The following is a 22,081-nucleotide window of genomic DNA, read 5'->3' on the forward strand; positions in this document are numbered from 1 at the left end:
GGTTGGTGTGCTAAATTCTCTCTCCCGGATCTCAGTTTGGAGAGCAATATTTCTGGCACACGAACTAAATGCAACTAAAATGCTGCAGCCAGCGCGAGCCCGATTGCCAAGAAACCTGCAATTTCTATCGGTAGGCCTAATGCAAAGTCCAGCTCCTCAGATCCACTTTCACCGTCACTGTTGTCTTCCCCATCAGTATTATCTTCTACGGGAGGAACCTCAGGAAGAATTGGCTCTTCATCTTCACCATTATCTATTTCTTCCCCGATCAGTCCTAAGAAACTAGATGTATACTGTGGTTCACTTACTTCAATCATCATGATCTCCAGACCTTCAAGTTCGATGTCGAGCGCTTGATCTTCAAATATTAACGTTGAGTCTAACTCTATCAGGTCTGGTGCGGAGGAGGTGCTGCCAGGGTTGTCGCCTTCCTCCACGGTCAAGATTCTTATCGAAATATCTTCTTCATCAGAAAAAATCGTCGAAAAATTGATCTTCGCCTCGAAGCCATCAAGATCATTAGCCGTGACAAAAAAAATCATCTTATCTTGGGCGTAGAACGAGTGAATATCGAACTCATCGGACCGATACTCGTGCTCAAAACTTCTTTGATCGACATTTAAATTTACAGGGGTGGTCCCGGGCAGCGACGAACTCATCAAGCTAAACATTACTCCCGGGACAGTTAGCTCCGTCTGCCCCACATCACCGCTAAGATCATTCGCCGTATTCTGTTGCAAGGGCCAGACATGTGCGGCTGCGACGTTGAATTCCGTAAAACCTTCGACAATATTCAACATTTCATGAGCTTGCGCCAATCCAAAGTTATTGTGATGCTCTAGCGCTTGCGTTGCGGCCGACTGGTTCCATTCAGTGACACTGACCTCGACTTCACTAAGGTGTTCCCCCCATGTTTGCTCGATAGTCCTGAGCGAGAAGTACCGGCTTTGGGGCATGTCCGCTCCGCGGCTATAAACATGAGCGATAAGGCCATCTATTGAAGAAAGCGAATCCTCTTCCAAGAGCTCCCCAATTATTAGTTCATTCGCGATATGCCCCCATTTCACTTCTCCAGAGCCGTAAAGATATGCCTCCGAGAATTCGAGTCCGTGGTCTTGATTGAATTGTGCTAGCTGATCGCGACCTGACCCAAACTCTGAGTATCTCTGTGAAAAATCCGCAAACGCATTGTCCGCACCCATTTGAATCAAAATTTTTGTTTCTTCATACAGTTCCTCAAATCTCTCGTGATTTGACAACTCTTCGTCCAATATTTTTGACACCTTTGCAGACACTCGGCCGTACTCGATGGAATTCATTTCGCCACTGGCCCAATATTCATTCCCAATTTCGAAGCCGTCTATTTTGGCTAGACCATAGCGACCGTCTAGTGTGTCGACAATAAACCCACGAAGCTCTGACTCATTAATGGAGGCGAAACGATTGCCATACTCGTCAGTGGATTCTCCAAGAAAATTCCTCGTCGGAATAACTATGGTAGTTGAGTAATTGTTGGAAGCGATGAACTCCATGTATTGGCTGAACGGTATGAGATCTACGTCGCCTGAACCACTTACGTTGGGCGCTTGGGATTTGTCAGGGTTTGAGATTTCAAAGTAGTCTTCTGTTAGTGACCCCCCAGGGTAACGAAATGCGGTAATGCCAAGCTGTTCGGCCACCGGGGCGAAAGAGTTTCCCTCATCCAAGTCGTCACGAGAAGAGAGAATATTGCCACCAAAAATCGCCCGATCGATCGGGTTGGGGGACAGTGAATGCGCGGTGACAGTGACCATTAGACCTCTCCAAGCTTGGCGTGAAGAAATCTGAAGGTTTCTCGTTTATCTTTTGTTTATGAAATGCGGAGCAATTGTGGCTTTTCGATACTGGTTGAAGCAAATTTAGGAAGAAAACTGAGCGCTTCGCACGATCAACACATCAATATCTATCAGTTCGCCCCGAAAGATGGTGCCATCTAAGTTATAGAAAACGTTTTGATGCGTGTATATTTGATTCAATTCCGGTTCTTCACTTACCCACTTCACGGCCAAACTTGGGGCGTGTGGCAATTGGAGCATCGTCTCCTCGTCGACCAAAACCTGGGTTTGATCATCCTTGTGTTGCACTTCGATTCTCGCGCTTAAATCAAAAACCGGATCATCAGAAAGTGCATTATTGGCGGCGCCACCTAACCGAACCAACGTAAAGTCTGTTCCAGGTTGGAAATCTGGCAGCTGGACGGGAATTTCATTCTTGCCGGGTTCGAAGCCGACAACAAAGGTGTCTTGCCCCTCTTCTCCCCATAGCTCATCCCCGTTGTCGCCAACTAGAGTGTCGTCGCCGTGGCCTGCTCTGATGATTGTTGGGCTTTCAGATGGCAATTCCCATAGATCTGGGTTGGCTGTGTCCCACTGACAGTCGACCTCGGTTTCAGAACCCAGCAAGTCCGGCCCAGGAGATCCCTCAATTGATCTTGATAAAGGTTCGTCACCATCTTCACAGGTGGGCATCTCGTCATTGTCTTCCTCTGAAAAATCCATTGTCATTGCAATTAGAACACTAAAGCCAAGCACAACCGCAATTAAACCCATAGCGACCTCCTTCTACAGGAAGGTATGGATTGCATAAAAAAGTGAGAAAAAACTTAATGGCGTAACATTTTTCAAAAATGAATAATTCGACTAAATATTGGATAAAAAAGTGGGGCCTAACTGATAGAGAAAACCAAAACAGATGTGGCTCTTGTAGACTGGCACTCTCCTTAAGAGGGTATCTTCGCGGCTCCAATTGCATAAATCGGTCAAGTGCGAGTGAGGATGGTTGGTGAAGATGTTAGCCGGAACCTGATCGTATTGAATTTGCTAAACTTCTTTCACGCATAAGGATAGGCCCTAGTGCTACCTCAGTACTCGGTTAAGGCGAAGCCCTGAGGGCAGCCAAACAATTGGCACACAAAACGATCGACACGACGAAAGTCAGGCGGAGCGGAGCACGCCAATACCCCAATTGGGTGCTATGTCGGAACTTGGCTGTTTTTGCGACTTTGCAAAGTCCGCTTCCTGCGCAGAGCTGCCCTTCGTTTGGGGCTCCGCGATCTTCCGCACCCCGCTGTTTCTTCCCTTGCACGGATCGTTGCGTGCCGGGCACAAGTTCATTGGGGTTTCCGTGGTGGTTTCCTGCCTATGATCTTTGATGTTGTTGGCTCGCATGCTGTTCTCTAAGCCTAAGGTGAATTTAACCAAAATCACGATGGCTCGTGGTGGTGGGATTTGCGACCAACGCAGCGTCTTTTCATTTGATGTGGTACTTTTGTAGTATGCAGTTTCAGCCGCAACATGTTTTGGAAATAAATTTAATGTTTTGCGTGACTTTGTTGGCGGACTTCGTCTCCGCCACCTTACATTTTTGTCTGATCTGAATGGGCCGCCTTGAGCGGTCTTTTATTTTTGCCGTCAGGGCGTTTCGTAGCTCTTTGGAGTTCCCTGAATTCCCCTTCGAATGTGGAAATCACTTTGCGTTCTCTGGCCTACTGACAAAGAAACTCGTGGAGAACCTCGGCGCTGGGCGGCATGGTGACGGAAATGGGTGCAGGCACATCGGCGCACGGTAGAACAAGGTGTCAATCTACCGTTTAAGGCCAGACCGGGAGATCACGGGTTTCTAGGGAGTAGCCCTGCGAGTTTACATTGAGCGCCTCCACTTGGGAGAACGTCAAACACGGCGCGAAACTGAGCAAACGCCACGACTGTGCTTTCCGCTAGAACGTCCGGATGTCGATAATCGAAGGAATTGGGTAAGTCCCGGCTGTTATACCACGGCCAGCTAATGATGGCAGCGCGGGCAGTCTCGCCTTATGGAACAGTGCACAGTGTGGCCCAAGCCATTCAAGCCGTACATACACGCGCTAGCAGGTGAAACTTAGGTTAACATGTCAAGGACCCGCGCTGCATTGCGCCAATGTCGGGGCGGTTGGCCAAACATCCGCTTGAACTCGCGGCTGAATTGAGAGGCGCTTTGATAGCCTACGTCCCAGGCGGCCTCAGACACGGTCATGCCTTCAGCAATTTTCATTGCTGCATTGTTCAGCCGCATCGATTTCACGAACTGTCCCGGAGACATTGTCGTGGCTTCCTTGAACCGACGATGGAATACCGCCCGGCTCATACCGACGTTGCTGGCCATATCGTCGATGCTGACCTGCTCGTTCAGGTGGGTTGAGAGGAATTCTATGCTGCGCGCGATGTCATTGCCGACTCCAAACGCCCGCTGCGCGGCGGCCCCGGCCTCGCCCATGAGAACTGCGTAGCATAATTCGCGCAGTCGCCCCTGAGCAAGCACCTGCAAATCAACCGGATTGTCGAGAAGTTCGAGAAGCCGCAGCAGTGCCTGCGTGAAATCAACATCCCAAGACGCCAATGCCAAAGCCGATGGCGCGCGCCCGTGCGGGTGTCGGGTGTTGCCGGCGGCGGCCTCGATTTCCAAGGTAAGATCGCGCATCATCCGTGGATCCAAAGTGATTGCAACACCGAGCAGTGGGTCTGCTTTGGACGCCCGTGGCGAACCTGCCTCTACCGGCAAGGTCATTGGGCAAAGCAAATATTGGTCGCTGCCATAGACGTGATGGTCACCGTCCAGCACAGCTTCCTTGGTGCCGCTGAGTATGGCCACGATCGTTGGGTCGTAAACGGCAGGTGCGCAGGGCATGGCCTCGGTCACGCGGAAAATCTGGATGCCTTTCAGCGCTGTCTCAACAAGACCCGCGTCCGGCAGATGGCGCTCAATGAGAACTATGATCTGTTCTTTGCTCATGCACTCAAGCTGACGAGAGACTTTCATCTTTGCAATAGGGTTGAGACGATCAGGCAAGCAATCGAGAGAATATTGCCTATTTCCCAGCCCATGCCAGCCATATTGTGTCTTCCGGCAGAAGCACCCCAAATCACCAGTTTGGGCTGGTAGGAGACAGAAATTGGCAGATACAAAATTCGGCCCCAAAGGCTGGACCCCCTCGCGCCTCGGCGACCAGTCAGGCAAGACCTACATCATCACCGGCGCCAACACTGGCGCAGGCTTTCAGGCCGCGCGGATTCTTCTGAAAAAGAACGCGAAGGTGGTGATGCTGAACCGCTCAATCGAGAAGTCCAAGGCGGCCATCGCCGATCTGAAACAAGAATGCGGCGTGCAAGCTGATGTCAGCTTCGTCTGTATGGACCTGTCCGATTTGGACAGCGTGCGCGCGGCCGCTGATGAGGTTTTGAAAACGGTGCCGCGTATCGACGCGCTGATCAACAACGCGGCCATCGCCCAGGTGCCGAGGCGTAAATTGACCGTCAACGGGTTTGAAAGCCAGCTGGGCACCAACCACTACGGGCATTTTCTGCTGAATAGCCTGCTTTTCGATCGCATCGCGGAAAGCCAAGGTCGGATCGTGGTCGTCGCGAGCCTCGGCTACAATCTGGGCCTTAAGACTATCAAATTCGACGACATGAACTGGGATGAAGGCTACGGCGCAAACGCTGCGTATTCGCAGAGCAAGTTGGCGCAGATGATGTTTGCTTACGAATTGCAAGATTGACTGGCCGACGCTGGACGCAAAGATGTCGATGTCTACGTCTGTCATCCCGGCTCATCGGCGACCTCTCTGATCTCTACCAGCGCAAGTCGCACGATGCGGTTCATCTGGTGGCTGATGACCAAGACGCCGATGGTCCAAACAGCGGAACAAGGCTCATTCCCCGAAGTCATGTGCGCAACCGAAGAGGCCCTGACCGAGCAACGTGCCCTCTACGGGCCAACGGGCCGTTTGGAAGCGGTTGGACCAGTCGGCAAGGGCACGCTGAACGCTCACGCCTATGACAAGGCTGTCATGAGACGTCTTTGGGAAAAGTCAGAACAAGCTGTCGGGTTTGATTGGAAACTCTGACCTGCAGATTGAAATCAGCTGCCAGTTCGCCGCCCAGAAGGTGGACTGCGTTGCCATGAGCAGCATCTTGGAGGTGTGGGCGCGTTTTTGCCGTCGGGTACGACGGGGCATCAATATGATTTGCTGAGCCGCCAATGTCTGGTCGGCGTTTGAAAGATGTTGGTAGATTGAAAGATCCATTACTTAAATACCCACTTTTCTGCCATTCGTGCAGTTCCCCTCGCTTGTGAGGAGGGGCGCATTGCAGGACAAATGGGACCACTGAGGCTTACACATGTGTGAGCGATCGGGGAGGGCGTGAGAGGATGCGCCGTCTTCAAAAGCGGCCTATTGCCATCCATTTTTGGTCCGAATTGGCACGATGTTGTTCCCGCGAACCAGTCGTGCGCGTAACGACACGGCAAAAAGTAGCGTCCAAATTTAACCTCTCAGATAGTACTGCCGCTTACCGCAAGGTTGGTCAAAGCAATGCCGTGAGCACGGCGAGCGAGGCACCCCAATTGGGCAAGCCCACTAAGACCGTAAATACCTGAAGACGGGTGTGGCTAAAAACATTGCAATGCAGTTACTTTCCCCAAGGGCAAAGGGCTTCGACCTGCTGGCGACCAAGTTTTTTCAATGTTTCGATGTTTTCCAGATAAATCTTCTCGGGGTTCGAAACATGAGCAAGGACCCGCGCCATCTGATCTTGCCGCAGCAGGTGTATGGTTGGATAGGGCGATCGATTGGTAAAGTGGCTGAGATCCTCTGCGGCCACACCCTCAAATTGGTATCGAGGATGAAATGAGGCCAACTGCACGTGATCTGTCAGATCCGCATCCTCTAGAAGCTGCTGGAACCAATCAAGCAAGGCAAGGTATTCGTCAAAGTCGTCCACAGCTTTGGTGAACATGAGCAAGCTGGTCGCCACATCATTTTCGTTGGACGCAAGCAGGCGCTGCAACTCACCCAAAAAGAACTGTCGCAGATCTGCATCTGCGGTGGCGTCACATACTGCATAATGGACTTGGTCCCGAGCTATGACGCTCAAGGAAAAAGGGCATAGGTTTAGGCCAACAACCATTTGGTCAAGCCAAATCCGGGTGTTTTTGACCACCTCCTGATGAGCTTTGGACAGCGTCTTTGGGTCGAATTTATTGATACGCCTGTTCCTTTTTGGTTTGGCTCGCTTAAACCATGTTGCCCCCATAATTCCAATCCGTTTGCCGTTGTCAAACCCAGCGGCTCGGAGTGGTTATGACACCTGCAGGGCATGCCCATCCCTCGCGTTTGGCCAGACTGTCAGTCCCCATTGGATCAACATCCGGAATGTAACATCGCAGCCCACCGTTGGGCCCGATCACGCCACTCTAAGTCTAACCTGCTTTCCCCCAATGCCCCTGTTTTGAGCTTCACCTATTCTCCAACATAGGAAGTCGGCGATGAGGGGGGAAGATTTTGAGAGATGCAGATGATAGGAAGCCTGAGCGAGCCCCCAGCATGTCACAGCGCCAAGGACTTGTGCCACATGCGAGAGAGCAGCGATGCGACAATCCTCAATTGGTAACCGAAGCATGGCGACATGTTCTTGCCAGAGCCGCGACGCCTGTAGGCGCGACCGACGACCAATGCTGAAGCCTTCTTGATGTCATCAAATATTCTGACAGGCCCGAGCCTCAAATTAGTACCGGGTATGAGTTGTTGGCGCTTCCTGTGATGGTGGTTCGGTTGTATGTAAGACCCCACAGGCCACGGAAACAGGTGCGCAGTTGAACGATTTTTACTTTCCGAACAGAAACCCAGAAGTGGTAACGACCCTCAACCGTCTTCGGTGGGAGTTGAGTGGCGCGGAGCAAGCTGACGTTGTGAATACATTCGCATGCATTTCTCGGGCTCACCCAGACTTTTTGGAAACAAAGTTTGCAAAACTGGGGGATCATTGGGTTGCTGAGCAAGACAAGGAAAAGATTTATTTCCCCGATCCGATCCGATCCGATCCGATCCGATCCGATCCGATCCCGCTTGTGAAGTATATTCATATCCTCTGTGGTTACTCAGAATGGGTCTTTAGAAAGTACAATCTTCCCGGGTTTGTTGAAGTTGAAGACGGCGAAATCGTCGTTGATTGTGGCTCCTACGTTGGGGGCTTCAGTCGAGGCGCAGCAAGAATTGCGGCCCAGCTCCACGTATTCGAACCCGAACATAGCAATTTTCGATGTCTGCTGCGGAATGTGCCAAACTCCACGGCTGTTAAGTTTAACGAGATGGGCTTGTTCAACACAACCGGCACAGAGATTCTGAATATCGCGACCTCCAGCGTCGAACATTCCATTCTACCACCTGATGATGGCGATCCTGTTAGGTCTGAAGAGGTTCCATTTACCCGCCTCGATGACTACGTAAGCAGTCTGAAGTTGCCGCGGATTGACTTTTTAAAGCTGGAGGCTGAGGGTGTCGAACCGGAAATTCTGGAGGGGCTTGGAGACATCTTACCGCGGAAAATCGCCGTTGATGTTAGTGCCGAACGACTTGGGGCATCACCTTTGGATCAAATTGTGCCGTGGCTCGAAGCGAGGGGCTACGAAACCCAACGCCGTCTGCATGTCCTTTTTGCAAAATTAAAGCCCACAGGCGCTTAGGTTCGGGTCTCTTCGCCAATAGGCGGCAAGCGCGGCGAGTGAGATCGCTTTGAAGAAGACCTTGAGACATTGCCTGCAACCTCCCAAGGGCCGTGAACGCATGGTCGACTTGGGGCTTGAGGGAGGCTGATTCTAGCCGCGTCATTAGCGCGAACGTCAGCTGGCCCCTGCGACAGGGACCATGCTGGTGGATGTGTACCGTCACGGCGGCGGCCGCATGACCGAACGGGTCAAACAGGTCTGCGAAGGTGCGGATCTGGCGCTGATCGGCCCCTGGGGAACCGGCGTACTGGACCGCGCAGAGGTCACGCTTTGCGGCGATGAAACCGCCTATCCGGCGCTTGCGCGGATTGTCGAGAGCCTGCCGGAAGGCGCCAAAGCCAATGTGCTGTTGTCCAACCTTTCCGGTGCCCAGGACTATCCGTTCCCAGAACGCGACGGGGTGCAGCTCACGTGGATGACGGCACCGGAACCCAGCGCCTTCGCCTTCGCCGCCGCCGCACTCCATCGCGAACAGCCCATGGGCTTCCTCTGGTTCGCCTCTGAGGCTGCGGAGGTGGCCGAGATGCGCACCCACATCAAGGCAGAAGGCTGGCCCAAGGCCGATGTCTATGCCGCAACTTACTGGACGCGCCCGCGCTAAGCGGCTTCAAATGACGCGTAGCCCGTGGTGCCTGTCTCGGCATTTAGGGGCGGAAGTGCTTTGCACCACCGCGCTCTGGGGCGCCTGCCATCCCTACGCGTTGCCAGCTCTCTCGCAACTTAGGCGGCGCGTGCGACAGCAGCGGAGCGCTGGCGCGAATTGAGAGAAGTGCGAGGCGATGACTAGGCCAGAATACGGGCTGCGGTTTCTGCTGCAAACAATGGGGCGAGCGTGTATTTGCCCGTATCGACGGAGTGGTAGTTGCCTGAGGAATAAACCCCTACGTCATATCGGCCGTGCAATTCGCTGTCGGAATGCTCAATTCCCCTGTCGCCCCAAGCGGAGATATAGCCGCCGACGACCTCCCATTTGCCCGGGTCGCTGGTGAGGGCTTTGCCCGCGCCTGGCATGAAACGATGGAGATTTTGCAATGTGTTTTCGATCAGATGATTGTTTTGTTCGAGTGTCAGCCGGATGTCATCCAACTTCGGGTGCAGGCCCGTTTCCTGCGATAGCAGTCCTGAAGGGTACCAGGAGACAAAACCAGTGTCCCCGTAAGAGACAGTGTCGCCGTATTCACCTACAATGAACGTCACCGGCAGGAGATGTTTGGCGATCTCGATATCGGTTGTGCGCAGTCCGCATTTGTAGCGGTGGATCGCCAGGCGCGCTGAGGTCAGACCAAATGAGGCATCCAGTTTCAGGCGTTGATGCCAGGTCGCGTTAACAACCGCGTCATATCGCTCAGTAAAAGTCAGCCCTTCGTAGCTGCCCGTCAACTGATAACCTGCCTGTCCTTCTTGAATTGCCGTGATCGAGGTTTTGTAGCGCTGTGTCAGGCGGGGGGCGGTGTTGAGGGCGCCACTCAACCCTGCACGAACCACAAGCGGGTCGATGGCCACTTCGTCGGTTTCGAAACAAGTGGTGATCTGGTCAGGATCGAACATTTCGGCCAGTTCGGCGCGGGACAATTCGCGGGGGCGTGTGTTGTGACTGGTCATGGCCATTGGGGCCAGATAGCGTGCCTGCTCAGACACTTTGGCAAAATGGAACCGGATTGCCTCCACGCTCAGCATGGATGTTTTGGGAACCGCATAAAGGAACGGGTCAGAGATATGGGCGTCAAACACCGACGCCTTCAACCAACGGGACAGTACTGTTCGGAAACTATTCGCCCCTAACAGCATGGTTTCCGCTGTTAGGGGCGTGGGGGCCATGGCGTAGACATAGCCAAGATGGATCTTACCCTCGTTTGTACCACTCGCCCCCAGAAGGGGGGCGTCGTGACGGTCATAGAGGTCCACTGCAATACCCGCCTCGGACAGGCAGAGCGCGGTGATGGTTCCAGTCAAGCCTGCGCCGACAATTGCAACACGCTTCACGGATGTTTCCTTGGCATTCTTGGTATTTCCGTTGCTTGGTCAGGAGTGGGGGCTGCGGGGGTCGCAGCCAAGAGTTATCCGCCCAGCAGAAACACCGATCAGAGTAAAACGCCCATGTTGGATTTCCAAACAGGGATAATTTGTAATCTCGTGTGGCATCGGTCAATTCCGACGATCAGACCTTGCGTTTTTGCCAGCCGGTTACAAGGTTTCGCAGCTTGCACAGGCGACGTTTGAGCACGTTGAACATGTCTTTAAACGGGCGCAGGTAGATGTCCCACAAGCGGTCGGCACTGGCCTCTTTGGCATCCAGGCCAAAACGCAGCTTGCGGCCTTTTTCCGACAGGTGGAGCGAGCCGAAGAGACCGTCCCAGAGCGCCAGTGCCACACCGAAATTCTTGTCATAGTGCTCTTGTGCGGTGGAATGGTGCAGCTGGTGCTGGGCGGGCGAGATCAGGATGCGTTCAAGCCAGGGCCAGTAGTGAATATCGATATGAGAATGGCGCAGGTTGGAACCGGTGACGTGAAACACAAAGACCAGTGCGTTAACGCCCACCACGGTGAACAGATCGACGTTGCCGCCAAAGAAAAACAGAAACACCGGGATCATCGCCCCCTGAACAAAGACGCTGCGCAGCCCGTAGAGCACACCCTCCAGCGGATGCACCCGATAGACCGTCACCGGCGTCAGGGTTTCGGCCGAATGATGGACCTTGTGGATCGCCCACAACAGTGGCCAGCGGTGCATCCAGCGATGCAGCAAAAATTTGGTGAAATCGTCAAAGACAAACATCGACAGGGTGAAAAGCGTGATCACCACGCCGCGCGGGGTGTCGGCAAACTGGCCTTTGTTGATCCAATCAACGCCATGCAGAAAGAAAAAGACCGCCGTGGCAATGGTCATCTGAGTAATCAGCAGGGGGGATATAAACAGGGTAAAGATGCGGTTGATCACAAAAATCTTGTAATCCGCCCGGGCCGAGGTGGAGAGAAACACCTTGCGGTCAAAGAGCTGGGCAAAAGTCCGGCGCAGGCCTTCGCGTTTGACAAAAACCAGCCAAAGGCCCGCAAGCAGCAGGGACAGGAAGAGGTAGCCGAAGAAAATTCGTTTCTTCGGGTCCCAGAAATCGCCGAAAACCTCGGTGAAATACTCCATGAACTCTCCTGTCTGCGGTTGGGCAACGCCAAAACTTGAGCGGTGCCAAAATGGAAGAGGGCGGCCCATAAAGGCCGCCCCTGTTTATGTGATGCCAGACAAGAAGTCTTGCACAAGCCGTTGCGGCTTAGTCAGTTTCGGCGCTTGCTTCGGCTTCCAGCTTGCCGGCCAGACCTTCCAGCTCGGCCAGCTGGTCGTTGGCCAGCGATTTCAGACCAAACTTGCCTTTCAGCAGCTCCTGGGTTTTCAGCATGTTCAGCTGGTAGTCGTTCCAGGTCATCTTACGATCCCGCACGAAGTTGCCTGCGGCGTCGACACCGGTCACGTAGCTGTTGTCCAGGGTTACCGGACCAAAGCCGATCAGCTTGTTTAGCTCAACGGCGGTGGCGCCCAGGTTGTTGCGGCCCGACTGCAGCGCCATGGCGAAGCCTTTCAGCTCACCCCAGTGCTTGACGTAGGCGCGGTAGGCTTTGGCTTTGTCTTCGCCTTCCGTTTCACCCAGTTTGGTAATGTCTTTGTAGACCGAACCGGCATATTTGAATGCGGCTTCTGCCAGAACCTTTTCCCAGTTGGCTTCGATGATTGCAGCCTGCGCTTTCAGCGCGGCGCGGGCTTCATCGCTCAGCGCTTCGCCGTTTGCATCGGTGATGATCTGACGACCGTCGATGAAGGCCTGCATGATGGTGTGCATGTAGTTGGTCGACTTGGTGCCGCCCTTGTCTGCGCCCGCCGCATAATAGGCCGGGCCGAAAACATATTCGGTCTTCAGGTCAACAACACCGTCACCGTTTGCATCCGCAGCTGCCAGGTCTTTGCCTTTGGCAATGCTGTAGGCCTGGGTCGGGGTCAGGCTCAGGGTGTGCGCCGGGCCGCCCCAGTAGCCGAAGCCTTCGTCCCACGAATGCTCTTTACCGGTGTAGTAAGCGCCATCTTTGTAGGGTTTGTCGTTCGGCTTGTTGTCCGCTGCCAGCTTTTCGTCGAGGTAGTTGTCGACCGACTGGTTGTAGTTCATAGCACCCATAGTGAACTTCGAGATCAGCTGACCGTAGTCGTAGCCGTTTTCAGCGTCAAAGCCGCTGTCGGACTGGGCCGCTTTGGCGATCATGTGCAGCACGGCGTCTTTGCCGGTGCCGTTGCCGGGCCATGCGGGCATCGCGCCGCCGTAGAATTTACCCGAGATGTTCTTGCCTTTGGAAATCGCGTTCACGGTGGCCTGTTTGATCGGGAAACCGTCTTTCGAAGTCGGGGCCAGGATTTCCAGATCCGCGTCGGACCCGTTGAAGTAGGACAGCAGCAGGGCTTCGACTTCGGCGGCGTTGGCGCCACCGTTGCCCAGAGCAGCCGCTTTTTTCAGGCTGTCATGCAGGGCGTGACGGGCGATCTGACCGGAGTAGGAAACCGAGTTGGTTTTTTCGCCCTCATACCCTTTCAGGGTGATCGGGAAGGGACCGTAAACGTCTGCAGCCGCCGCGCCGGTGGCGGTCATGGCGATCAGGGCCAGTGCAGTGGTGTGCAGTTTCAGTGCGCGCATTTTGACTTCCTCTAATGATCCGGAGTGCCCGGTGTCCTTAATGTTGACGCTTTTAATCAGATTCAGGATTGGGAAGTCAACTGAAATACTCAGGAATAATTTCGGCGCGGCAATCTGCCGTCCGTTTCGGGTGAGCGGAAGTTGTAACGGTCTGTTTATTATGTGGTTTGTGGTCAGCTCTTGTAGCGTGTGCCGTACATTTCCTCTTGGTAAGCGGTGTACCAATTGGAAAAATCGGTGCGGGGCCAGAACAGAAACTGAGGAATCTGCAACAGCCCCAGCGCATAGGCCCGCGCCGTTGGATAAGTGAAGCGGCGTTGCAGGCTGTCGATCAACAGGTAAAGCAACAGGAACTTCCCGAAGGAGAGGGCCAGGCGTAGCGCGGACCGGGGTTTGTTGGGGCTGTGGAGGACATGCAACGCCATCAGGTTGCGGACACGGATGGTGTTCACCCGGTAGCGGCTGGCGGTGCCCTCATTGCCGTCGGCATGGAAAAATCCGGCGTCTGGTGCAACCAGCAGGCGGCCGTGGTAAGACATTCGATAGGAAAAATCGCTGTCCTCGTGGGTTGCGTAGTACCGCAACAGCTCTGACCAGCCGCTTTCCAATGCAAACTTCCGTCTGAACGTTGTGCGCCCGCCATTGACCAGCCCGTTTGCCACGATGTTGTGCGCCGAAACGTCAGCCGGCGCCTCACCACGATCAACGGGATCCGCATAGGGCACGAAGTGACTGTCGAGGGTCAGTTGGTGTTCCAGAAATCGCCGCAAACAGCCTTTGCGGTTGGTGGCATGCGGGGCCGCAGCAGAACCGCTTTCCGGTGGCGTCTCAACACCGTCCACAAAGAAGCCAGCGATCATGGCGATCTCTTCCTGGGTGTCGGCCTCATAGCCCTGCATGATCTTCTCGGCCGCATCCGGACGCAGGTAGATGTCATCGTCCAGAGAGAACACAATATCTGAACTGGCCAGCCGCAGCGCCTGATTGCGCTGGAAAGTCAGGGACCGCACCTCAGCTGGCACGTAGATCAGCGCAACCTCGCCCCATTGATCGGCAAAACTCTCTTCCATCTGAGCCTTGTGCCCCTGCCAATCATCCGAAGCATCAACCACCACAATTTCAGCAGGCAGGCGCGTCTGCCTCAGCGCATGGCGCAGCGTTTCCACCAGAAAATGGGGGCGGTTGTAGGTACAGATTGTGAGGGTCCAGTTCAGCATCCGGAAATCCTGCATCGGCAAAACATGATCAAGCATTACTCAATCCTTAACGACGCAATAGCCTTTGAGTTTGGCAAAAAAGGGGCAAAGCTGCCGATCTCCAGCGAAAATTCCGTTGATCGCACGCATTTTCATCGAATTTGCTGGCCTGCAGCCACACCAAATCCTAGCGTCGCACTATTCGAGGTATGCAATATCCAAGAACAACAGGCAGGCACGTCATGACGGCACGCATTCTTCTCACTGGTGGGGCAGGGTATATCGGCTCTCACACCTATCTGGCTTTGGTTGAGGCAGGATATGAGGTTGTCATCCTGGACAGTTTTGCCAATGCCGCGCACGATGTGCCGGACCGATTGGCGCAGATCACCGGACAGCCGGTTTCTCTGTTTGAGGTGGATGTGCGCGATCAGTCCTGTCTGGAACAGCTTTTCTCAGCGCAGAATTTTGATGCGGTTGTGCATTTTGCCGCGCTGAAATCGGTGGGGGACAGCTGTGCAGATCCGTTGGGATACATGGATTGCAACCTGGGCGGTTTGATTGCCCTGATGCAGGCGATGGCGGGCAATGGGATCTGGAACCTTGTCTTTTCCTCTTCCGCCGCCGTTTACGGTGCGGCCAAGCAGCTACCTATTCCTGAGGCCACGCCCCGCAGCGCGGCAAACCCCTATGGCTATACAAAACTTGTCGGTGAACAGATCCTAACGCAGGCCGCCGAAGCAGAGCCGCGCTGGCGACACGGGGTGTTGCGCTACTTTAATCCGGTCGGCGCGCACCCTTCGGGGCTGATCGGGGAAGACCCCAATGGCGTGCCTGCCAACCTGATGCCCTATATTGCCGATGTCGCCCGCGGCAAACGGGACCGGGTGCAAGTGTTTGGCAATGACTATGACACGCCCGACGGCACCGGCGTGCGGGATTACATCCATGTCATGGATCTGGCGCGTGGCCATGTGCTGTCGCTCAATGCGCTTTTGCAACAAGGGCAGAGCCACACTGTCAACCTCGGCACCGGACGTGGCTATTCGGTGTTGGAAATGGTCCAAGCCTACGCCGCCGCTTGTGGCCACGACATCCCCTATGACATTGCGCCTCGCCGGGCTGGTGATCCGGCGGCATCTTATGCCGATGTGACAAAAGCGCGGGAGGCGCTGGGCTTCGAGGCGGAACTGGATCTAGATGATATGTGTGCCAGCAGCTGGAACTGGGTGTCGCGCGGGCCGTAAGCCCGCACGCACTGATTTTACATCAGCCGACTTGCCGCCCGTGGCTCCAGACCCCGCGCACCACAGGTGAACCATGGATCCGTGCCACCCGCACCAGATCCGCGTAAAGCCCCTGCTCAATCCGGCCACGGTCCAGCAGACCCACCGACCGCGCTGGGGTGGCGGTGACGGTAGCAATGGCGCGGGGCAGATCGTCCCATAGATCGGCCAGCAGGAAGGCAGAGCTCATCAGCGCCGACGGCACATAGTCCGAAGACACAATGTCCAACCGGTCCATTTCGGCCAGCTCATGCGCCGCCACATTGCCGGAATGGGAACCGCCACGGATCAGGTTGGGCGCACCCATCATCACTTTGATCCCTTCTGCGTGACAGGCCTGTGCGGCCTCTACAGTGGTGGGAAACTCGGCCAGTCGAATGCCGTGAGCGGCGCTGGTGGCCACATGGGCGGCGGTGGTGTCATCATGGCTGGCCAGCACAGCGCCATAGCGGGCAGCCTCAGTCACAGCCAGATGTTCATGCCGGTCACCATTGCGGTCCCGCAGGGCAATCAGATCCGATACATGCACGTCAAAATCTGAGTCACTCAGCCCGTGTTTTCCCTGGAAATAGGTCTTGAGTTTGCTCAGATCGCGGAACTGGCGCTGTCCTGGGGTGTGGTCCATAAGGCTGACAATGCCCACCCGATCGGCGGGGCCAAACTCGGCCATTTCCTCTTCCAGCGTTTCCGAGCACACCTCAGCCCGCAAGTGCAGATAGTGGTTAATGCGCAGCGCACCAGCTTCACGCATTTCCCACAGCTCAGAGGCCAGATTGCGGGCATAGCGGGTGCTGTTGCCTTTGCCGTTGGGGATGGAACCAACCCGCATGGCATCAAAAACCGTGGTGATCCCAACCGAGGCCAGTTCACCATCATGGGCCAGAATGGCTGCCGCATGGGGCCAGTCGACAGAGGGGCGGGGTTGGATGTGGCGTTCCAGGTTGTCGGTGTGCAGCTCGATGAGACCGGGGATCAGGTAGTCGCCGTCGCAGTCAATCGCACCCTCGGGAACCGTTTGTCCCGACAGGATCTCAGCAATATGGCCGTCACGCAGCACCACGCCACCGTGGCGGGTTTCACTTTCCAGGACCAGCGTTGCATTGGCGAGGATCGTCTCGCCCGTCTTAGTGTTGCTCATCTCTTGAGCCTCCGAATGTTTCGCCCGTTCCTAGGGCGCGTATGTCACAGGCGTTTGTCAGCCTGTGTGAATGTCTGTTTCAGGCGGCTGAGCCTGTATTGGCCTGCGGTGCGGCTTGATCCAGCACGGCCAGAACGGTGGCCACCGCATCGGCCAAGGGCCCCGAGTTCACCACCTGTGTCACCCTCAGCCCGGCTGGCAGCGGCATTCGCGCACGTTTCAGCCGGCGGGTGATTTCGTCCTCGCTTTCGCGGCCACGGGCACGCAGGCGTTCTGCCAGCACCGCATTGCTGGCGGTGACGTTCAAGACGTGCAAATCAGGAAAAACCCGCGCGGCTTCGGACAGCATGGCACGGGAGCCATTAAAAAACACGGTCTGGCCGTTGTGCAGCGCGTCGAACACCGACGATGGGATGCCATAAGATAGCCCATGTGCCTGCCAGGACAGGGCAAAGCCGCCGCGTTGTTGTTTGGCTTCAAACGCGGTCTGGCTGAGCGACGCATAGGCTTCGCTGTCTTCGGTCAAAGGCCGTGTGATGCTTCGCTGTGCCAGCACGACCTCGGGGCGGGCCGCCTGAACGGCCCGCATCAAAGTGTCTTTACCCGCGCCAGAGGGGCCGACGATGGCAAAGATCCGTCCGGCTGTGCCGCTCATTGCAGGGCCTCCCGTTTCGGGGTGAAAACGGATACATCCACTTCACGATCTGCCACCCGTTCGCGGGCCTCGACGTCGTGGAAAATGCCAATCACCGCAGCACCACGCGCCTTGGCCTCTTCGATCAGGGTCAAAACGGTGGCGCGGTTGGTGGCATCCAGACTGGCGGTTGGTTCGTCCAGAAGCATCGCCGGATAGGTGTGGGCAAAGCCGCGGGCAATGTTGACCCGCTGTTGTTCCCCGCCCGAAAACGTGGTGGGCGACAGCGTCCAGAGGGTTTCGGGGATGTTCAACCGGTGCAGCAGCTCCTCGGCGCGGGCAAGGGCAATGGCGCGATCCGTACCGATCGCCAGCAGCGGTTCTGCCACAACCTCCAGCGTGGGGACACGGGGCACCACCCGCAGGAACTGGCTGACATAGCCCAGCGTTTGACGGCGCAGCGCCAGAATTTCGCGCGGCTCCGCGGTGACGATGTCGGTGCCATCGACCTCAATCCGGCCAGAGGCGGCCAGATAGTTGCCATAGATCATCCGCATCAAGGTGGATTTACCCGCACCGGAATTGCCGGTCAGCGCCACACATTCCCCCGCCGCAACCGAGAGCGTGGCCCCGGTCATCACCGGAATGGCTGCGCTGCCCTGATTGTGCAGCGTGAAGGTTTTCGAGACGTTTTCTATGTGGATCATGGCTCAGACCTGCAGGATCGAGGAAACAAGAAGCTGGGTGTAGGGATGCTGCGGATCATCCAGCACCTGATCGGTCAGGCCGGATTCGACCACATGACCGGATTTCATCACCATCAGCCGGTCCGCCAGCAGACGCACCACAGCCAGATCATGGGTGACAATGATGGCGCTTAGGCCCATTTCGCGGACCAGCGAGCGCAGCAGATCCAACAGGCGCGCCTGAACAGACACATCCAGCCCACCCGTAGGTTCATCCATAAAGACCAGCCGGGGTCCGGTGACCAGATTGCGGGCGATCTGCAGGCGTTGCTGCATCCCACCAGAAAAGGCTGAAGGGCGGTCATCCACGCGGTCTTCGGAAATCTCCACCCGGCCCAGCCAGTCGATGGCCTGTGCGCGGATGTCGCCATAGTTGCGGGCGCCCACAGCCATCAGCCGCTCGCCCACGTTGCCACCTGCAGAGACTGACATGCGCAGCCCGTCGCGGGCGTGTTGATGCACAAAGGCCCAATCGGTGCGCGACAGCATCCGCCGTTCGGCTTCACTCATCAGGCGCATGTCGCGCAGACCTTCGTGGCGGGTCTGGAACAGAACCTCGCCGTGATCGGCCTCCAGATGACCGGCCAGCGCATTCAGCAGGGTGGATTTGCCCGAACCGGACTCGCCCACAATGCCCAGCACTTCGCCGGGGTAGAGATCAAAGTTCACGCCGGTGCAGCCGATCCGGCTGCCGTAGGACTTGTGCAGATCACGCACGGACAGCAGCGGGGTCATGCCACGGCCTCCTTCTCAGTCTTCAAATCAGGGTCCGGGCTCAACCGCCCGCGATGGCCTGCCGCCTGTCGGCTGGCGCAATAGTCCGTATCGGAACAGACAAACATCCGCCCGCCCGCGTCATCAGTGATGACTTCATCCAGATAGGTGTGCGACGCGCCACAGAGATCGCAATCCGCTTCGGCCTTCATCGGTTCAAACGGGTGGTCCTCGAAATCGAGGCTCACAACCTGTGTGTAGGGCGGGATCGCATAGATCCGCTGTTCACGGCCCGCGCCAAACAGCTGGATCGCGGCGCTTTCAAGCTTCGGGTTATCGAACTTGGGGATTGGCGAGGGGTCCATCACATAACGTCCCTCCACCTTTACCGGATAGGCATAAGAGGTGGCGATATGGCCGTGACGGGCAATATCCTCATAAAGCTTCACATGCATCAGCCCGTATTCTTCCAGCGCATGCATCTTGCGGGTTTCTGTTTCACGCGGTTCCAGAAAACGCAGCGGCTCGGGGATTGGCACCTGATAGACAAGGATCTGATCCTCGGTCAGGGGCGCTTCGGGGATGCGGTGGCGGGTCTGGATCACAGTGGCCTCACCGGTGTGTTCTGTGGTCGCGACCTCTGCGGTGCGTTCAAAGAACTTGCGGATAGAGACCGCGTTGGTGGTGTCATCAGCACCCTGATCGATCACCTTCAGATGGTCCTCCGGCACCAGGCAGGCGGCGGTAACCTGCACCCCACCGGTGCCCCAGCCATAGGGCATCGGCATTTCACGGCTGGCAAAGGGCACCTGATACCCGGGGATTGCCAAGGCCTTCAGCAGGGCGCGCCGGATCATGCGTTTGGTCTGTTCGTCCAGATAGGCGAAATTATAGTCTTCCATCGCGCTCACTCCGCAGCTTCTTGATGGGGTGCTTGCTGGGTGGCGGCCAGGGCCTCGGCACGCAGCTTGCGGATCAGTTCCAGCTCGGACTGGAAATCGACGTAATGGGGCAGTTTGATGTGTTCCAGAAAGCCCGTCGCCTGAATGTTATCGGCATGGGAAAGGACAAATTCCTCATCCTGCGCCGGTGCGCCGACGTTGTCCTCGCCCAGTTCTTCCCAACGCAGCGCCCGGTCGATCAGCGCCATCGAAATCGCCTTGCGCTCGCCCTGACCAAACACCAGCCCGTAGCCACGGGTGAACTGCGGCGGCTCGGTTTTCGAGCCGGTGAACTGGTTCACGGTCTCACACTCGGTCAGAGTGACCTCGCCAATCTCAATGGCGAACCCCAGTTCCGGGATCTCCATCTCAACCGCTACATCGCCAATCCGCAATTCCCCAACAAAGGGGTGGTTGCGGCCGTAGCCACGCTGGGTGGAATAGGCCATCGACAGGGTGAAGCCTTCGTCGCCACGGCTGAGCGCCTGCAGACGCAAGGGACGGCCCGCCGGAAAGGCCATCGGCTGGCGGGTCATATCGGGGGGCGTCTGATCGCTCGGTGTTTCTTGCTGGATCAGACCTTCCTGATCCAACATGCCGGTGACACGGGGCATTTCGGCGTCTACGGCCTTGCCCGAGGTTGCTTCCGACACCTCGCCCTCCGCCGCCAGTTTGAAGTCCAGCAAACGGTGAGTGTAGTCAAAGGTCGGCCCCAACACCTGGCCCCCAGGCACATCCTTGAACGTGGCCGAGATCCGGCGAATGCACTGCATCTGATCGGTTTCAACCGGGGTAGCGTGACCAATGCGGGGCAGGGTGGTGCGATAGGCGCGGATGAGAAAGATCGCCTCGATCAAATCGCCCCGCGCCTGTTTGATCGCCAGCGCCGCAAGATCCGGATCATAGAGCGAGCCTTCGGCCATCACCCGATCCACCGCCAGTGCCATCTGTTCGCGGATCTGGGCTACACTCAGCTCTGGCACCGCGGTGTCGCCACGGCGGGTTTCCTCAAGCCAGCTGTGGGCGTTTTCAATCGCCCGTTCGCCGCCTTTTACTGCAACATACATCAGTCAGCCTCCACTCTTGTGGTGCGGGGCAGAGCCGCCAGTTGCGTCCCTGCGGTGAAGTAGAAATCCAGTCCGAGCGGGAACAGCAACCGGTTGTTCTGGAACGCCTTTTGTTCCGGCAGGTTCAGCGTGGCGCTGTCTTTGATGCCGGGGCCGGTCAGGCGGCCGCCCTGCGAGGTCAGTTCCATCCGTTCCACAATCAATGTGGCCGAGCGGTCGGGGTATTCCTGCGTGCCAATGGCGAAATCGGTGACGGGCAGCAGCGCCTCCCAATGCCCCAGCGCAAATTGCGCTGCCGCGCGTTCAACCAGCGGCGCACCCGTGTGAAAGGTCACCCAATCCCGCACCGCCACGGTGTCATAACCGTCTGCCAGATAAAGAGGGGTTTCATGATCGCAAAGCACCAGCAACAGTGCCGCCGCGGCGGGTGAAACTGGCTCAGGCGCTTCGGCCAGCGCGATTTCCTCAATCGTGCCGGGCCGTGCCATGGCGGTCATCGCAGCCCGGAAGGCATGGGCCGAGTCCTGCGCAGGTTGGGCAAATCCACCTTTTAGCGATTGATCCAGCATCAGTCCTCTCCTCTCACCATGGTGAAGAAATCGACCTTGGTTGCGCCTGCTTTGGCCGCTTTGGTCTGGCGGGTGGCCTCGGCCTCAAAGGCCAGAGGCTCCAACACGGCTTCGCGCAGGGCCCCGGCGTGTGCGGTCTGCATCAGGGCGTCCACCATTGCGGCGCGCTCGGCGTGGTGTTTGTCACGGCCCTGCACATAACCATGTCCCACCTCACCACTGCTCAGACGCAGGGCACAGCGGGTCACGGTCATTTCACCAAGGTTAAACGGCGCGCCGGTGCCTCCGGCACGTCCACGCAGCATCACGCCACCGGTTTCCGGCGCCCGCAGCCAGTCAAATTGCGGCACCTCCGGCTGCAACGCCATGAGCGCCTCCAGCCGTGCGGCAGGGGCTTTCGCCAAAAGGCTTAGCCAGTCTTTGCGGGCCTGTTGCGCCTCGCTCAGTTCGGGGGGGGAATGGTCCATCTAGACACCTTGTCGATTTGTCTAAGAATCTATACAACTAGACAAATGTTAGCGATTCTGACCCCGAGTCGGC

At 56.4% G+C, this 22,081-nt stretch carries 21 protein-coding genes; 5 read left to right on the forward strand and 16 right to left on the reverse strand.

Going from position 1 to position 22,081, the window contains the following annotated elements:
- Positions 1–74 precede the first annotated feature (74 nt).
- The 3 genes from SIC14_RS09695 to SIC14_RS09705 form a co-directional block, all read right to left on the reverse strand.
- Positions 75–1,793, reverse strand: a complete 1,719-nt coding sequence (locus SIC14_RS09695; protein ID WP_412565622.1) for a hypothetical protein — start codon at positions 1,791–1,793, stop codon at positions 75–77.
- Positions 1,794–1,898: 105 nt separating this feature from the next.
- Positions 1,899–2,588, reverse strand: coding sequence for a hypothetical protein (locus tag SIC14_RS09700; RefSeq protein WP_412565623.1), 690 nt, complete (start codon positions 2,586–2,588; stop codon positions 1,899–1,901).
- A gap of 1,327 nt (positions 2,589–3,915) precedes the next feature.
- Positions 3,916–4,806 (reverse strand): AraC family transcriptional regulator, encoded by an 891-nt coding sequence (locus SIC14_RS09705; protein WP_412565624.1) that lies wholly within the window; start codon positions 4,804–4,806, stop codon positions 3,916–3,918.
- A 160-nt stretch (positions 4,807–4,966) separates the two neighbouring features.
- Here SIC14_RS09705 and SIC14_RS09710 point away from each other — a divergent pair, with 160 nt between their 5' ends.
- Positions 4,967–5,572 carry an SDR family NAD(P)-dependent oxidoreductase gene (locus tag SIC14_RS09710; protein ID WP_412565625.1) on the forward strand — a complete coding sequence of 202 codons (606 nt, stop codon included), beginning with the start codon at positions 4,967–4,969 and terminating at the stop codon, positions 5,570–5,572.
- Positions 5,573–5,665: 93 nt separating this feature from the next.
- On the forward strand, positions 5,666–5,920 hold the full coding sequence (locus SIC14_RS09715; protein ID WP_412565626.1) for a hypothetical protein: 255 nt from the start codon (positions 5,666–5,668) through the stop codon (positions 5,918–5,920).
- Positions 5,921–6,485: 565 nt separating this feature from the next.
- On the opposite strand, the gene SIC14_RS09720 is transcribed toward SIC14_RS09715, so the two are convergent.
- Positions 6,486–7,109 (reverse strand): DUF1415 domain-containing protein, encoded by a 624-nt coding sequence (locus tag SIC14_RS09720; RefSeq protein ID WP_412565627.1) that lies wholly within the window; start codon positions 7,107–7,109, stop codon positions 6,486–6,488.
- Between the two features lie 559 nt (positions 7,110–7,668).
- Here SIC14_RS09720 and SIC14_RS09725 point away from each other — a divergent pair.
- Both SIC14_RS09725 and SIC14_RS09730 read left to right on the forward strand, forming a co-directional pair.
- Positions 7,669–8,538 (forward strand): FkbM family methyltransferase, encoded by an 870-nt coding sequence (locus SIC14_RS09725; protein ID WP_412565628.1) that lies wholly within the window; start codon positions 7,669–7,671, stop codon positions 8,536–8,538.
- Positions 8,539–8,719: 181 nt separating this feature from the next.
- A complete protein-coding gene (locus SIC14_RS09730; RefSeq protein ID WP_412565629.1) occupies positions 8,720–9,181 on the forward strand; it encodes a siderophore-interacting protein in 462 nt (153 codons plus the stop codon).
- Positions 9,182–9,363: 182 nt separating this feature from the next.
- Here the strand turns inward: SIC14_RS09730 and SIC14_RS09735 are convergent, their stop codons facing one another.
- The 4 genes from SIC14_RS09735 to SIC14_RS09750 form a co-directional block, all read right to left on the reverse strand.
- Positions 9,364–10,563 carry an FAD-dependent oxidoreductase gene (locus tag SIC14_RS09735; RefSeq protein ID WP_412565630.1) on the reverse strand — a complete coding sequence of 400 codons (1,200 nt, stop codon included), beginning with the start codon at positions 10,561–10,563 and terminating at the stop codon, positions 9,364–9,366.
- Positions 10,564–10,738: 175 nt separating this feature from the next.
- Entirely contained in the window at positions 10,739–11,719 is a 981-nt protein-coding gene (locus SIC14_RS09740) for a sterol desaturase family protein (RefSeq protein WP_412565631.1), read from the reverse strand.
- A gap of 127 nt (positions 11,720–11,846) precedes the next feature.
- Positions 11,847–13,250, reverse strand: a complete 1,404-nt coding sequence (locus SIC14_RS09745) for a DUF4856 domain-containing protein (protein WP_412565632.1) — start codon at positions 13,248–13,250, stop codon at positions 11,847–11,849.
- Positions 13,251–13,423: 173 nt separating this feature from the next.
- Complete coding sequence (locus SIC14_RS09750) at positions 13,424–14,503, reverse strand: glycosyltransferase family 2 protein (RefSeq protein WP_412565633.1); 1,080 nt, start codon at positions 14,501–14,503, stop codon at positions 13,424–13,426.
- Between the two features lie 185 nt (positions 14,504–14,688).
- Between SIC14_RS09750 and galE the strand changes: the two genes are divergently transcribed.
- Positions 14,689–15,693, forward strand: a complete 1,005-nt coding sequence (galE, locus tag SIC14_RS09755) for a UDP-glucose 4-epimerase GalE (RefSeq protein ID WP_412565634.1) — start codon at positions 14,689–14,691, stop codon at positions 15,691–15,693.
- 22 nt (positions 15,694–15,715) lie between these two features.
- Here galE and SIC14_RS09760 read toward each other — a convergent pair whose 3' ends face one another.
- From SIC14_RS09760 to phnG, 8 genes are all read right to left on the reverse strand, one after another.
- Positions 15,716–16,870, reverse strand: a complete 1,155-nt coding sequence (locus tag SIC14_RS09760; protein ID WP_412565635.1) for an alpha-D-ribose 1-methylphosphonate 5-triphosphate diphosphatase — start codon at positions 16,868–16,870, stop codon at positions 15,716–15,718.
- 79 nt (positions 16,871–16,949) lie between these two features.
- Complete coding sequence (gene phnN, locus SIC14_RS09765; protein WP_412565636.1) at positions 16,950–17,525, reverse strand: phosphonate metabolism protein/1,5-bisphosphokinase (PRPP-forming) PhnN; 576 nt, start codon at positions 17,523–17,525, stop codon at positions 16,950–16,952.
- Positions 17,522–18,211, reverse strand: a complete 690-nt coding sequence (phnL, locus tag SIC14_RS09770) for a phosphonate C-P lyase system protein PhnL (protein WP_412565637.1) — start codon at positions 18,209–18,211, stop codon at positions 17,522–17,524. Before phnL ends, phnN begins: the two co-directional genes overlap by 4 nt.
- Before the next feature lie 3 nt (positions 18,212–18,214).
- Positions 18,215–18,985, reverse strand: coding sequence for a phosphonate C-P lyase system protein PhnK (gene phnK, locus SIC14_RS09775; RefSeq protein ID WP_412565638.1), 771 nt, complete (start codon positions 18,983–18,985; stop codon positions 18,215–18,217).
- Positions 18,982–19,866, reverse strand: a complete 885-nt coding sequence (locus tag SIC14_RS09780; protein ID WP_412565639.1) for an alpha-D-ribose 1-methylphosphonate 5-phosphate C-P-lyase PhnJ — start codon at positions 19,864–19,866, stop codon at positions 18,982–18,984. Before SIC14_RS09780 ends, phnK begins: the two co-directional genes overlap by 4 nt.
- A 5-nt stretch (positions 19,867–19,871) precedes the next feature.
- The gene (locus SIC14_RS09785) at positions 19,872–20,972 is read right to left on the reverse strand and encodes a carbon-phosphorus lyase complex subunit PhnI (RefSeq protein ID WP_412565640.1); all 1,101 of its coding nucleotides are present in this window, start codon (positions 20,970–20,972) and stop codon (positions 19,872–19,874) included.
- Positions 20,972–21,541 carry a phosphonate C-P lyase system protein PhnH gene (phnH, locus tag SIC14_RS09790; RefSeq protein WP_412565641.1) on the reverse strand — a complete coding sequence of 190 codons (570 nt, stop codon included), beginning with the start codon at positions 21,539–21,541 and terminating at the stop codon, positions 20,972–20,974. Before phnH ends, SIC14_RS09785 begins: the two co-directional genes overlap by 1 nt.
- On the reverse strand, positions 21,541–22,008 hold the full coding sequence (phnG, locus tag SIC14_RS09795) for a phosphonate C-P lyase system protein PhnG (RefSeq protein WP_412565642.1): 468 nt from the start codon (positions 22,006–22,008) through the stop codon (positions 21,541–21,543). The genes phnH and phnG overlap by 1 nt, the downstream gene beginning before the upstream one ends.
- Positions 22,009–22,081 lie beyond the last annotated feature (73 nt).

This window comes from Thalassobius sp. MITS945101, from assembly GCF_047123305.1.
Taxonomy (GTDB): domain Bacteria; phylum Pseudomonadota; class Alphaproteobacteria; order Rhodobacterales; family Rhodobacteraceae; genus Thalassobius.